General features: G+C 71.5%; 8 protein-coding genes. 3 read left to right on the top strand and 5 right to left on the bottom strand.

What is annotated here, in order from left to right; translation table 11 throughout:
* Window positions 1-63: 63 nt before the first annotated feature.
* Entirely contained in the window at window positions 64-3,534 is a 3,471-nt protein-coding gene (locus tag ACFYRX_RS01380; RefSeq protein ID WP_389095542.1) for an ATP-dependent helicase, read from the bottom strand.
* 266 nt (window positions 3,535-3,800) lie between these two features.
* Complete coding sequence (locus ACFYRX_RS01385; RefSeq protein ID WP_389095544.1) at window positions 3,801-4,187, bottom strand: MGMT family protein; 387 nt, start codon at window positions 4,185-4,187, stop codon at window positions 3,801-3,803.
* 186 nt (window positions 4,188-4,373) lie between these two features.
* Here ACFYRX_RS01385 and ACFYRX_RS01390 point away from each other — a divergent pair, with 186 nt between their 5' ends.
* The 3 genes from ACFYRX_RS01390 (at window position 4,374) to ACFYRX_RS01400 (ending at window position 10,409) form a co-directional block, all read left to right on the top strand.
* On the top strand, window positions 4,374-7,079 hold the full coding sequence (locus ACFYRX_RS01390) for a flippase-like domain-containing protein (RefSeq protein WP_389095546.1): 2,706 nt from the start codon (window positions 4,374-4,376) through the stop codon (window positions 7,077-7,079).
* Between the two features lie 104 nt (window positions 7,080-7,183).
* Window positions 7,184-8,728: an alpha/beta hydrolase gene (locus ACFYRX_RS01395; RefSeq protein WP_389095547.1), complete on the top strand. Its 1,545-nt coding sequence runs from the start codon at window positions 7,184-7,186 to the stop codon at window positions 8,726-8,728.
* Window positions 8,729-8,867: 139 nt separating this feature from the next.
* On the top strand, window positions 8,868-10,409 hold the full coding sequence (locus tag ACFYRX_RS01400) for an alpha/beta hydrolase (RefSeq protein WP_389095549.1): 1,542 nt from the start codon (window positions 8,868-8,870) through the stop codon (window positions 10,407-10,409).
* 83 nt (window positions 10,410-10,492) lie between these two features.
* On the opposite strand, the gene moeZ is transcribed toward ACFYRX_RS01400, so the two are convergent.
* From moeZ to ACFYRX_RS01415, 3 genes are all read right to left on the bottom strand, one after another.
* A complete protein-coding gene (gene moeZ, locus ACFYRX_RS01405; RefSeq protein ID WP_389095551.1) occupies window positions 10,493-11,671 on the bottom strand; it encodes an adenylyltransferase/sulfurtransferase MoeZ in 1,179 nt (392 codons plus the stop codon).
* Window positions 11,672-11,734: 63 nt separating this feature from the next.
* Window positions 11,735-12,484, bottom strand: a complete 750-nt coding sequence (locus tag ACFYRX_RS01410) for a spherulation-specific family 4 protein (RefSeq protein WP_389095552.1) — start codon at window positions 12,482-12,484, stop codon at window positions 11,735-11,737.
* Window positions 12,472-13,431: an NAD-dependent epimerase/dehydratase family protein gene (locus ACFYRX_RS01415; RefSeq protein WP_389095554.1), complete on the bottom strand. Its 960-nt coding sequence runs from the start codon at window positions 13,429-13,431 to the stop codon at window positions 12,472-12,474. The genes ACFYRX_RS01410 and ACFYRX_RS01415 overlap by 13 nt, the downstream gene beginning before the upstream one ends.
* Window positions 13,432-13,433 lie beyond the last annotated feature (2 nt).

Raw genomic sequence — 13,433 nt, forward strand, 5'->3', positions numbered from 1 at the left:
CGGGGGCCGGAAGAAGCGCTGGTCGGCACACATGGTGCGTCCGATCACACCGGCGTTCTCACCTCACTCCACGACGTGCCGTCCTTCCGGTCGCGCGCTGCACGACGCCCGGAACGCGCAGTGGGTGCAGTGCTGGCCGGCGTTGGGCGTGAACCGTTCGTCGAGGACCTTGCCGGCCGCCGTGGCGAGCAGATCTCCGACCCACTCCCCTTGCAGCGGCTCCTGAGCCTGCACCTTGGGGAGCGTCTCGCCGCCGTCCCGCTTGGGGGCACCCTGGCGCAGCTGGACGAGTTCGGCGCCGCCCGGCTCGGGCCGGGCGCCGTCGAAGGCCTCGTCGACGGCGCCCTCGCGGACGGCGAGCTGGTAGACGGCGAGCTGGGGGTGGCGCTCCACCTCGGCGGAGCTCACGGGCTGCTTGCCGGTCTTGAAGTCGACGACGTACGCGCGGCCCTCGCCGTCGGTCTCGACGCGGTCCATCTGGCCGCGGATGCGCACCTCGACGTCGCCCGCGGCGAGAGTGACGTCGAAGTCGTGCTCGCTGGCCACCGGTGTGCGTCCGGAGCGGGTACCACCGGAGTCGATGTGCCACTTGAGGAAGCGTTCGAGCGCCACGCGCGCGTTCTCCTTCTCCTGTGCCGACTTCCAGGGCGCGTCGAAGGCGAGGGCGTTCCACACGGAGTCGAGGCGCTCCATGAGGACGGCGAGGTCGGCGGGGGTGTGCCCGGAGGCGACCTCGTCGGCGAGGACATGTACGACGTTGCCGAAGCCCTGGGCGACCGTGGCGGGCGCGTCGGCCTTCACCTCGCGACCCAGGAACCACTGCAGGGCGCAGGTGTTGGCGAGCTGGTCGAGGGCGCTGCCGGAGAGCACGACGGGCTGGTCGCGGTCGCGCAGCGGCACCTTGGCCTCGGTCGGCTCGAACATGCCCCACCAGCGGTAGGGGTGGGCCGAGGGGACGAGCGGACGGCCGTCCTCGTCGGCGAGCGCGGCGAGCCGGGCCAGCCTGCGTGCCGCGGCCTCCCGCAGGCTGTCGGAGACCCGGGGGTCGACAGTGGTGGCGCGGAGTTCAGCGACCAGGGCGGCGACCGACAGCGGCCGGCGTGGCCGGCCCGTGACGTCCTTGGGCTCGACGCCGAGTTCGGTCAGGAACCGGGAGGGCTGGTCGCCGTCGTCGGCAGGCGCCTTCACCGCGGTGACGACAAGACGCTCACGCGCGCGTGTGGCGGCGACGTAGAACAGGCGGCGCTCCTCGGCGAGCAGGGCCCCCGGGGTGAGCGGTTCGGCGAGCCCGTCGCGGCCGATGCGGTCGGCCTCCAGCAGAGAGCCGCGGCGGCGCAGGTCCGGCCACAAGCCCTCCTGGACGCCCGCGACGACGACCAGGCGCCACTCCAGGCCCTTGGAGCGGTGCGCGGTCATCAGGCGTACGGCGTCGGGGCGTACGGCACGCCGTGTGAGGGTGTCGGCGGCGATGTCCTCGGCGTCGATCTCCTCCAGGAAGTTCAGGGCGCCCCTGCCCCCGGTGCGCTCCTCCGCGCGTGCGGCGGTCGCGAACAGCGCGCACACGGCGTCGAGATCGCGGTCCGCATTGCGCCCCGCCGCACCGCCGCGCCGGGCTGCTCTGGCCAGGCGCCCGGGCCACGGTGTGCCCTCCCACAGGTCCCACAGGGCCTCCTCGGCACTGCCGCCGCCTGCCAGGCGCTCCCGGGCCTTGGCGAGGAGCGCGCCGAGCCGCTGGGCGCCGCGCGCGTACACGGGATCGTGCACGGCCAGCCGCTCGGGCTCGGCGAGAGCTCGCGCGAGCAGCTCGTCCGAGGGCGGCGGCAGGGCGTTCCCGCCGGCCCGCTCCTCGTCGCGCAGGGCGCGTCCGAGACGGCGCAGATCGGCGGCGTCCATGCCGGCGAGGGGCGAGGCGAGGAGGGTGAGGGCGGTCTCGGTGTCGAGCCAGGAGAGGGCGGACGACTGCGGCTCGGCATCCGACGGCAGCGTCTCGGAGACGGTCTCCTCATCCGACGCCCGCTCTTCAGGGGAGGTCTCCGCGCCCGACGACTGCTTCTCGGCAGCAGCCTCACCGTCGGGCCGTACTGCTTCCGGCCGTGGCTCTTCGAGCCGTACTGCTTCGGGCCGTACGACACCCCCCGCAGCCTCCGCCGCAGCCACCGCCCTCAGTGCCGTCAAAAGCGGCGCCACCGCCGGCTCGTGCCGCAGCGCCAGGTCGTCGCCGTCGATGTCCAGGGGCACGCCGGCCGCGGTGAGTGCGCGGCGGACCGTCGGGATCGTGCGCGCGCCCGCGCGGACCAGAACGGCCATCTCGCCCCACGGAACACCGTCCTCCAGGTGGGCCCGGCGCAGGATGTCGGCGATGTTTGCCAATTCCGTGCCGGGGGTCGGGCAGGTGAAGACCTCGACGCGGCCGCCCTCCCGGACCGGGGCGAGTTCGCGGTGGGCGCGGACCTTCTCCGCGGGCAGCCGGGTCAGCGGCATGCGCTGGGTCACCAGCCGGGTCGCGGCCAGCAGGCCTGCGCCGGAGCGGCGGGAGGTGCGCAGGACCTCGACCGGGGCCGTGCGGCCGTCCACGCGCGGGAAGGCGTACGGGAAGTCGAGGATGCCGTTCACGTCCGCGCCCCGGAACGCGTAGATCGACTGGTCGGGATCGCCGAAGGCGACGAGGTTGCGTCCGCCGCCGGCGAGGGCCTGCAGCAGCCGCACCTGGGCCGGGTCGGTGTCCTGGTACTCGTCGACGAACACGGCGTCGTACTGCGCTGCGAGGTGCTCGGCGACCTCGGGGCGGCGGGCGAGGAGCACCGCGCGGTGGACCAGTTCGGCGTAGTCGAGCACACCCTGGAGGTCGAGGACGTCGAGGTACTCGGCGAGGAAGGCGGCTGCGGCCCGCCAGTCGGGGCGGCCGATGCGACGGGCGAAGGCGTCCAGGGCGCCCGGCCCGAGGCCCAGTTCGCGGCTGCGGGCGAGGACCGCGCGGACCTCGTCGGCGAAACCGCGGGTGGTCAGGCAGGCACGCAGTTCGTCCGGCCAGCGCACATGCGCGAGGCCGAGCCGCTCCAGGTCGGGCTGCCCTGCGAGCAGTTCCCGTACGGCGACGTCCTGTTCGGGTCCCGACAGCAGCCGCAGCGGCTCCACGAACAGGTCGCTGTCCTGGTGGGCGCGGACCAGGGCGTAGCAGAACGAGTGGAAGGTGGTCGCCTGGGGGGCACGGGCCGCTCCGATGCGCAACGCCATGCGGTCGCGCAGCTCGACGGCCGCCTTGCGGCTGAACGTCAGCACGAGCACGCGCGCGGGGTCCCCTCCGCGGGCGATTCGTGACGCCACCGACTCGACGAGCGTGGTGGTCTTCCCGGTGCCCGGACCTGCGAGAACGAGCAAAGGGCCGCTTCCGTGCTCAACCACGGCACGTTGTGCGGCGTCCAGACGAGGGGGAGCCACACGGGTCGGCTGGGTATGCACCAGCCGGTAAGCGCCACGGGTCCCCTGCCGCACCTGGGAGTGCGGCAGTCGCCTGGTGGAGGAAGAGGAGCTCACGTGGTTCGCCGGTCCTGGTGGGTGTGCTGTTGGGCGCCCCGCCGCGCGTGGAGGGCGGCGGACGGGGGATGAGGGGGACGCGTGCAGCCGACGCTACGCCGACGCACGGTGCGGAAGCAGGGCTTCCTCTTCTTCCCGCGCGGCCCACGTGTCGCTCGCGGCGCGTACGTCCCTCACCCCACGAACGTACGGCATGCCACGGATGTGCCCCGTTTCCCCCGGACGGGTCTCAGGGTCCCCCAGGGTCCGCGGGATGGCGGAAGCTGTCAGGTGTGACCTTCCGCCCGATCGCCGCCGTCCCAGCGCGCCCGTCGCATGTCGAGGCGCGGCAGATGGTTCTCGGCGGCCCTGCTCGCCTCCTTCAGGGGCGTGCCCTCGGCGCGGTAGTGGTCGAGCGCCCGCAGTTCGTGCCCCGGAAGCAGGGCGCCGTCCGAGCGGACGACACGCCACCACGGGACGGCACCGCCGTACAGCGCCATGACCCGGCCGACCTGACGGGGGCCGCCCTCCTCCAGCCACTCGGCGATGTCGCCGTATGTCATGACACGCCCGGGTGGGATGCGTTCGGCCACGTCGAGGACCCGCTCGGCGTACTCCGGCAGCGTGTCCGCGTACTCCGGGTGGGCGTCCTGAGGAAGGCTCTGCTCGCTCATCCGCCCCATCCTGCCCCACCCCACCGACAATGTGACGGGCTCGCGACCCTGCGTATCCCTCGCCGAGGGACGGCGCTTCGGGCAGACTGTGCGCCCCCGCATGTGCACCCTGACACCTCCGTGTGTCGGTGGGGCATGCCACCATCGTGCGGGCGGTGACTGGTGATACGAGATCAAGAAGAGACGATGAAGCCACAGGGTGTGCACCCGGAGGGCGCCGAGAGCACCTCTGCCGCCTCGTCGCGTCCTGACGCCGCCGAAGCCGAAGAAGTGCACGTCGACGACGCCGAAGAGCTGCACGTCGACGAGGTCGAGGGCGACGAGCCACTGCTCCCCGCGCGCGTGCACAGGCCCTCCGACCTCATGCGGCTGCTGGTCGGCGTCCTGGCCGTCGTCATCCTGCTCGCGATCGCCGCGTTCGCGCACGGCACCACCTCGGGTCTCGAACAGGACATCAACAAGGGCACCGGTCAGGCACCCGACCTGCTCATCAAGATCGCCGGTCTGGCCTCCAGCATCGCGATCCTGCTGGTGCCGGTCGCGTTCGCGATCGAACGGCTGATCAAGCGCGACGGACTGCGGATCGCCGACGGCGTGCTCGCCGCCGTCCTCGCCCACGGTGTGACCCTCGCCACCGACCTGTGGGTCGCCAAGGCCGCGCCTGGCTCGATCCAGGAAGCGCTCACCCAGCCCTCCCCCGGCGACATCCACGCCCTCACCGACCCCGTCCACGGCTATCTGGCGCCGGTCATCGCCTACATGACCGCCGTCGGCATGTCCCGCAGGCCGCGCTGGCGGGCGGTGCTGTGGATCGTGCTGATGCTCGACGCGTTCTCGATGCTCGTCACCGGCTACACCACACCGTTCTCGATCATCCTGACGGTGCTGATCGGCTGGACGGTCGCCTACGGGACGCTGTACGCGGTCGGCTCACCCAATGTCCGGCCGACCGGGCAGACCCTCATGGCGGGCCTCAGGACGGTCGGCTTCCACCCCGTCAGCGCGGCCCGCGAGGAGGCTTCGGAGACCGCGGAGAACGGCGACCGGGGCCGACGCTACTTCGTCACCCTGGAGGACGGCCCGCCGCTGGACGTGACGGTGGTCGACCGGGAACAGCAGGCCCAGGGCTTCTTCTACCGTGTGTGGCGCAACCTCACGCTGCGCGGCTTCGCGACCCGCAGCAGCCTCCAGTCCCTACGTCAGGCGCTGGAGCAGGAGGCGCTGCTCGCCTACGCCGCCATCGCCGCTGGCGCCAACGCGCCCAAGCTGATCGCCACCTCCGAACTCGGCCCCGACGCCGTGATACTCGTCTACGAGCACACCGGCGGGCGCACCCTCGAATCGCTGCCCGAGGACGAGATCACCGACGAACTGCTGCGCAACACCTGGCGCCAGGTGCAGTCGCTCCAGTCGCGGCGCATCGCGCACCGCAGGCTCGCGGGTGACGCGATCCTGGTGGATCGTTCCGGCGCGGTGATCCTCACCGATCTGCGCGGCGGTGAGATCGCTGCCAGCACCCTTCTGCTGCGCATGGACGTCGCTCAACTGGTGACGACCCTGGGGCTGCTGGCGGGCGCTGAGCGCGCCGTGGCCTCCGCCCTCAGCGTCCTCGGCCCCGACGCCGTCGCCGACTGTCTGCCGATGCTCCAGCCCATCGCGCTGACGCGCTCCACGCGCGCGACGCTGCGCAGACTCGCCCGCGAGCGGGCCCAGCGCGAGCGCGAGGCGGTCCTGGAGGCATCCCAGCAGGCCAAACAGGCCCGTCTGGACGAGGCACCCGACCACGCCAGACCCGTGCTGGAGAAGCCCGACAAGAAGGCCGTACGCGCGGAGGCGCGGGCCGAGAAGCGGGCCATCGACGACGCCCTGGAGGAGGCGCGCGAGGAGGATCTGCTGACGCAGATCCGCCACGAGGTGCTGCTGATCAGGCCGCAGGCGCCGGTCGAGCCGGCCCGTCTGGAACGGGTCAAGCCGCGCACGCTGATCAGCTTCATCGCGGGCGCCATCGGCGCGTACTTCCTGCTGACGCAGCTCACCCACATCGAGTTCGGGCCGCTCATCGAGAACGCCGAGTGGGGCTGGGTCGCCGCGGCCGTGCTGTTCTCGGCGGCCAGCTACTTCGCCGCCGCCATGTCCCTGCTGGGCTTCGTGCCCGAGCGGGTGGGGTTCCTGCGGACGGTCGGGGCCCAGGTCGCCGGGTCGTTCGTGAAGATCGTGGCACCGGCCGCGGTGGGCGGCGTGGCACTCAACACGCGCTTCCTCCAACGTCAGGGGGTGCGGCCGGGGCTCGCGGTGGCGAGTGTCGGGGCCTCGCAGTTGTTCGGACTCGGCTGCCACATCCTGATGCTGCTGTCCTTCGGTTACCTGACCGGCACCGAGAAGACGCCGTCGCTGTCACCGTCCCGGACGGTCATCGCGGGTCTGCTGACGGTGGCGGTGCTGGTGCTGGTGGTCACCTCGGTGCCGTTCCTCAGGAAATTCGTCGTCACGCGCGTGAGGTCGCTGTTCGCGGGTGTCGTGCCGCGCATGCTGGACGTGCTTCAGCGGCCGCAGAAGCTGGTCACCGGCATCGGCGGCATGCTGCTGCTGACGGCCTGTTTCGTGATGTGCCTGGACGCCTCGATCCGTGCGTTCGGCCAGGAGGGCGCGTCGCTCAGCATCGCCAGTGTCGCGGTCGTCTTCCTCGCCGGCAACGCGCTGGGTTCGGCGGCCCCGACACCGGGTGGTGTGGGAGCCGTGGAGGCGACCTTGACGGTGGGTCTGATCGCCGTGGGGCTGCCCAAGGAGGTCGCCGCCCCGGCCGTCCTGCTGTACCGGCTCCTGACGCTCTGGCTGCCCGTGCTGCCGGGCTGGCTGGCCTTCAACCACCTGTCGCGCAAGGGCGCGCTGTAGCTCCTGCCGCCCGGCACACGACGGCTCGTTCCACGGCGTGCACGGCGTGCCTCGTACGGCTCGCGCCCCGAGCGTGCCCACGCGCGTGACCGCAGGATGGGATCATGCCGAACCCCCCTCGACCGCGCGCCGCCGCCCTGACCGCCACCGCGCTGTTGCTCTCCTGCCTGCTGGCAGGATGCGGCGACGGCTCCCAGGACGAGGATCTGTCGGCCCAGAAGCTGAGTTGGAAGGACTGCCCGGCTCCGTCCCGGGCCGAGGGCGGCGGGGACGCCCCCACGCCGCTGCCGGGCGGCGAACAGTGGCAGTGCGCCACTCTCAGGGCCCCCCTCGACTGGGCGAAGCCCAAGGGCGACACGATCGGCCTCGCGCTGATCCGGGCGAGGACCAGCGGCGCCGAGAACAGGCGCATCGGCTCGCTCGTCTTCAACTTCGGCGGCCCCGGCGGCTCCGGCGTCACGACCCTGCCCGCCTTCGCCACGGACTACGCGAAACTGCGCACCCGCTACGACCTGGTGAGCTTCGACCCTCGCGGGGTCGGCCGCAGCGCCCCGGTGGAATGCCTGAACGACCCCCAGCTGGACGCGTACTTCGAGCAGGACTGGACCCCCGACGACGCGGCCGAGCGCACCGCCCTGCTGGACAACACCAAGGAGTTCAACGCGGCCTGCGAGGAGAACGCCAAGGAGACGCTGCGGCACGTGCGCACCACCGACGCGGCCCGCGACATGGACCTGATGCGTCAGGTCCTCGGCGACGACAGGCTGCACTACTTCGGCATCTCCTACGGCACCGAACTCGGCGGCGTCTACGCCCACCTGTTCCCGAAGAAGGTGGGGCGTCTGGTGTTCGACGGGGTCGTCGACCCGACGCAGAACAGTGCGCAGGGTTCGCTGGGACAGACCAAGGGCTTCCAGCTCGCGCTCGACAACTTCGCCGAGGACTGCACCTCCAGGACCGAGGACTGCCCCGTCGGCGACACCGCGCAGGATGTCAAGGCCCGTATCGCGGGGCTGCTCGCGCACCTCGACAAGAAGCCGATCCCCGGTATCGGCATGCGACGGCTGACCCAGACCGCCGCGACCAACGGCATCGTGCAGTCGCTGTACTCGAAGGATTTCTGGGAGTACCTCATCGAAGGGCTGGAGCAGGCCTACGACGGCGACGGCAGGGTCCTGATGCTGTTGTCGGACTCGATGAACGGACGGGGCGACAACGGCGAGTACAGCAACATCACCGCGGCGAACATCTCCATCAACTGCGCCGACAGCAAGCCTCGGTACAGCGTCGCCGACGTCGAGCGGAAGCTGCCCGAGTTCCGTGCCGCGTCCCCCCTCTTCGGCGACTTCCTGGCCTGGTCGATGGTGAGCTGCACCGACTGGGCCGTGGCGGGCGCCGCGGACCATCCCGACGTGCACGCCACCGGCTCCGCGCCGATCCTCGTCGTGGGCAACACCGGCGACCCGGCGACCCCGTACGAGGGCGCCCGGAAGATGGTGGAGGCGCTCGGTGCGGGCGTCGGGATCGAGCTGACGTACAAGGGGCAGGGGCACGGGGCGTACGACAGCAAGAACAAGTGTGTCCAGGACGCGGTGAACGGTTATCTCCTGACCGGGAAGGCGCCGACGGCGGGGACCGTCTGCTCCTAGCGCCCCACTGACCCCAGAACTCCGGAAAAGCACTGGTCAGAGAGTTATCCACAGGCCCCGACAGGCGTCACGTGATCGGCCTACCATGGCCGGACCGACGTTCGTGGCTCGACGCGGACGGCCTGGGAGGGGGACTGCTATGAGGCGTTTTGCACGGGGGGCGGCTGTGACCGCCGTGGCGGCACTGCTGGCGGCGGGGTGCAGCGGCGGCTCGTCCGGCGGCGGTGAGGTGGACGAGCGGTCCGGCAGCGCACGGCCCAGCGCAACGGACTCGAAGGCGCTGCCCGCCGCGCTGACCTCGCAGCGGCCCGACTGGGAGCACTGCAAGGCCACGGCGAACTTTTCGCCGCCCGGCCGCGACTGGCAGTGCGCGACGCTGAAGGTACCCCTGGACTGGTCGAAGCCGCGCGGCGAGACGATCAACCTCGCGCTGATCCGCTCCAAGGCCCGCGGTGGCGACCGCATCGGCTCGCTCCTGTTCAACTTCGGTGGCCCCGGCACCTCGGGCGTCGCCGGCCTGCCCGGGTACGCCGCCACCGTCTCCCTGCTGCGTGAGCGGTACGACCTGGTGAGCTGGGACCCGCGCGGGGTCGGCGCGAGCGAAGGTGTCCGCTGTCGCAGCGACAAGGAGACCCAGGCCGCCGAGGCGGTGGACCCCACACCCGACACTCCGGCCGAGGAACGGGCGTACCTCCGGGACGCCGCCGACTTCGCACGGGGCTGCGAGAAGGACGCGGGCAGGCTGCTGGCGCACGTCTCGACCACCGACACCGCACGCGACATGGACCTCATGCGCCAAGTCCTCGGCGACGACAGGCTGCACTACTTCGGCATCTCCTACGGCACCGAACTCGGCGGCGTCTACGCCCACCTGTTCCCGAAGAAGGTGGGGCGTCTGGTGCTCGACGCGGTCGTCGACCCGGGCGCCGACATGGTGGCCCACCGGGAGAACCAGGCCCGGGGCTTCCAGCGCGCGCTCGACGACTACCTCCGGTCCACCGGCCAGGACCCCGATCTGGGCACGCGCAAGATCGCGGAACTGCTGGACCGGATCGACACGGACCCGCTGGACACGTTCTCCGGGCGGCGGCTGACCCAGGTGCTCGCTTTCACCGGCATCGTCTGGCCGCTGTACCGCCAGGACAGCTGGCCCTCGCTGACCAGCGCCCTCGACACGGCCGAGCAGGGGGACGGCTCCGAACTGCTGGCGCTCGCCGACGACTACAGGCAGCGTGACCGCTCGGGGCGTTACGGCTTGCTGCCGCAGGCACAACGGGTCATATCGTGCTTGGACGACAAGCAGCGGCCCACGCTCACGGAGGCGAAGGGGCTGCTGCCCGAGTTCGAGAGGATCTCGCCCGTGTTCGGCCCCTTCCTCGGCTGGGACGCGGCCGGCTGGTGCCACGACTGGCCGGTGGCCGGGCAGTACGAGACACCGGTGGTGAGCGCGCCCGGTGCCGCACCGGTGCTGGTGGTCGGCAACACGGGCGACCCGGCGACGCCGTACGAGGGCGCCCGCAGGATGGCGGACGAGTTGGGCAAGGGGGTCGGCGTGGAACTCACCTGGCGGGGCGAGGGACACGGGGCGTACGGGAACGGGAGCGACTGTGTGGACTCCACGGTGAACGCGTATCTGCTGAAGGGCACGGTGCCGAAGGACGGCAGGGTCTGCGCCTCCTAGCCGACGCGGATGCCGGCGCGGTCCGGGCAACGGAAAGGGGCCCGGCACACCTGGTGCCGAGCCCCTCCCGGGAAAGCCTGCGCCTAGTACACCGGCTTGTCCGGCTCGATCTGGTGGACCCAGCCGATCACACCGCCGCCGACGTGCACGGCGTCGGAGAAGCCCGCGGACTTCAGGACGGCGAGGACCTCCGCACTGCGGACACCTGTCTTGCAGTGCAGGACGATCTTCTTGTCCTGCGGGAGGCCCTCAAGGGCGGTGCCCATGAGGAACTCGTTCTTGGGGATCAGCTTGGCGCCCGGGATGGAGACGATCTCGTACTCGTTGATCTCGCGGACGTCGATGATCTCGATGTTCTCGCCGTCGTCGATCCACTCCTTGAGCTGCTTGGGAGTGATCGTCGAGCCGGCGGCCGCCTCCTGCGCCTCTTCGGAGACGACGCCGCAGAAGGCCTCGTAGTCGATGAGTTCGGTGACGGTCGGGTTCTCGCCGCAGACCGCGCAGTCGGGGTCCTTGCGGACCTTGACCTGGCGGTACTGCATCTCCAGGGCGTCGTAGATCATCAGTCGGCCGACGAGCGGCTCGCCGATGCCCGCGAGGAGCTTGATGGCCTCGTTGACCTGGATGGATCCGATGGACGCGCACAGCACGCCCAGCACGCCGCCCTCGGCGCAGGAGGGGACCATGCCGGGGGGCGGGGGCTCCGGGTAGAGGCAGCGGTAGCAGGGCCCGTGCTCGGACCAGAAGACGGATGCCTGGCCGTCGAAGCGGTAGATCGAGCCCCAGACGTACGGCTTGTTGAGCAGCACGCACGCGTCGTTGACCAGGTAGCGGGTCGCGAAGTTGTCGGTGCCGTCGACGATCAGGTCGTACTGGCTGAAGATGTCCATCACGTTCTCGGCCTCGAGCCGCTCTTCGTGAAGGACCACATTGACGTACGGGTTGATGCCCAGCACCGAGTCACGGGCGGACTGGGCCTTGGAGCGGCCGATGTCGGCCTGGCTGTGGATGATCTGGCGCTGGAGGTTCGACTCGTCGACCTCGTCGAACTCCACGATGCCGAGCGTGCCCACGCCCGCCGCGGCCAGGTACATCAGCGCCGGCGAGCCCAGGCCGCCGGCGCCCACACACAGCACCTTGGCGTTCTTCAGCCGCTTCTGCCCGTCCATCCCGACGTCGGGGATGATCAGGTGGCGGGAGTACCTGCGGACCTCGTCTACGGTGAGCTCGCCAGCGGGCTCGACCAGGGGTGGCAGCGACACGGGGACTCCGTTGGTCGGTCAATCACTACAGTTGTTCTCCCCGTAACACTGCCATGGGCTTCTTCATTCCGAGACACCCGTTCCGATCCGCGAGACGAGCTCGTCCCAGTAGCCGGGCAGGGTCTCCCAGGGGTCGACACGGCCGTGGCGATCCGTGCGGTCGGTGAACCAGATGGTGGCGGCGCCCTGCCAGCGGGCGATGCGCAGGGCCTCGTCGAGGTGCGGGCCGGGCAGGCCGTGGACGAGGTGGCAGAAGCGGTCGGGCGGGTAGTCGGCGGTCCACTCGGCCACCTGCGACCAGCGGTAGTCGCTCCAGGGACCGGAGAAGGTGACCAACTGGTCGGCGTTCTCGGCGTATCCCGGGTACGGGTGGGTGCCGTGGCCGAGGACGATGTGGGCGTCGTCACGGATCGCGCGGAGCGTGGTGACGGTGCGGCGGACCTCGGGGAGCGCGGCGCGTTCGGTCGGGCAGCGGTCCAGGAGGAATCCGTCGACCTGGTACCAGTCGAAGTAGCGGTGCGCCTCGGAGACCAACTCGCCGTAGGTCCGGGCCCCGTAGGTGGTGTCGAGGTGTCCGAGGACGCGGACGCCCGCGTTGCGCAGCCGGCCGGCCGCTTCGAGGCAGTGCGGGTCGGGGCGGGCGCCGGGGCCGTCCGCGACATTGAGGACGGACCAGTGCAGGGGGGTGCCGGGACGGGTGAGTTCGGCCCATTCCGCTGGGGCGACCAGCGGGTGGGCGAAGCCGGGCACACCGAAACCGGTGCTCAGTTCGGTGCTCGACGTGCTGGTCTTCGTGCTGGTCAGATGCGGCATGCCGCCTCCATCCAGATGTCGGCGAGGGACTCTTCGAGGTTGATCCGGGGGCGCCAGCCGAGCCGGTCGCGGGCCGTGCGCACATCGGCCTGCTGCCAGCTGCCGCAGCCGTCGGGGTACGGGTACGCGGCCGGCGCCGCGTGGTCCGGTTCGGAGCGGGGGTGGCCGATGGATGCCCTCAACGGGCCGGGCGGGCCGTCGAGTTCGTGGAGGGCGCCGCCGTATCCGGCGACCCGGGCCAGGACGGCGGCGGCGTCGCGGAGGCGTACGGCACGGCCCGAGCCGATGTTGATGACGCCCTGTGCGGCGGAGAGCGAGGCCGCGTGCACGGCCCGGGCCACGTCACGGACGTCGATGAAGTCGCGCTGGGCGCCCAGGCCGGCGAGCTTCAGTTCGCCGTCGCCTGACTGCATGGCTCGGCGCATGGCCTCGGCGAGACGGCCGAGCGGAGAGCCGGCGGGGGTGCCGGGGCCGGCCGGCGAGAAGACGCGCAGGACCACCGCGTCCAGGCCGGAGCCCAGAACCAGTTCGGTGGCGGCGAGTTTGCTGACGCCGTACGGGCCGCCGGGGCGGGGGACGGCGTCCTCGGCCGTGGAGGAACCGGGCTGGCTGGGTCCGTACTCCGCGCCGCAGCCGATCTGCACCAGACGGGCACCGCAGCCGCTGCGGCGCAGGGCCTCGCAGACGGTGGCGACCGCGACCGTGTTGTGGCGGGTGAGTTCGCGGGCACCGCCGCGGACTGCGCCGGCGCAGTTGACGACCACGCCTGGATGGACCGCGTCGAGGAACCTGGTGAGGGCTCCGGGGCTGCCGGACGCGAGGTCGAAGCGGACGTCCGCGTCGTCGCCGCGGCCGAGGGCGGTGAGCTGGACGGCGGGGTCGGCGAGCAGACGGTCGGCGACGAAGCGGCCGAGGTAGCCGTTGGCTCCGATCAGCAGGACTCTCATCG

The sequence above is a fragment of the Streptomyces sp. NPDC005374 genome (genome assembly GCF_042872225.1).
Classification (GTDB): domain Bacteria; phylum Actinomycetota; class Actinomycetes; order Streptomycetales; family Streptomycetaceae; genus Streptomyces.

Bases quoted from the DNA above. Each gene is read 5' to 3' on its own strand.
- ACFYRX_RS01385 (WP_389095544.1), bottom strand. From the start codon at position 4,187: ATGAGCGAGCAGAGCCTTCCTCAGGACGCCCACCCGGAGTACGCGGAC.
- ACFYRX_RS01390 (WP_389095546.1), top strand. From the start codon at position 4,374: ATGAAGCCACAGGGTGTGCACCCGGAGGGCGCCGAGAGCACCTCTGCC.
- ACFYRX_RS01395 (WP_389095547.1), top strand. From the start codon at position 7,184: ATGCCGAACCCCCCTCGACCGCGCGCCGCCGCCCTGACCGCCACCGCG.
- ACFYRX_RS01400 (WP_389095549.1), top strand. From the start codon at position 8,868: ATGAGGCGTTTTGCACGGGGGGCGGCTGTGACCGCCGTGGCGGCACTG.
- ACFYRX_RS01410 (WP_389095552.1), bottom strand. From the start codon at position 12,484: ATGCCGCATCTGACCAGCACGAAGACCAGCACGTCGAGCACCGAACTG.
- ACFYRX_RS01415 (WP_389095554.1), bottom strand. From the start codon at position 13,431: ATGAGAGTCCTGCTGATCGGAGCCAACGGCTACCTCGGCCGCTTCGTC.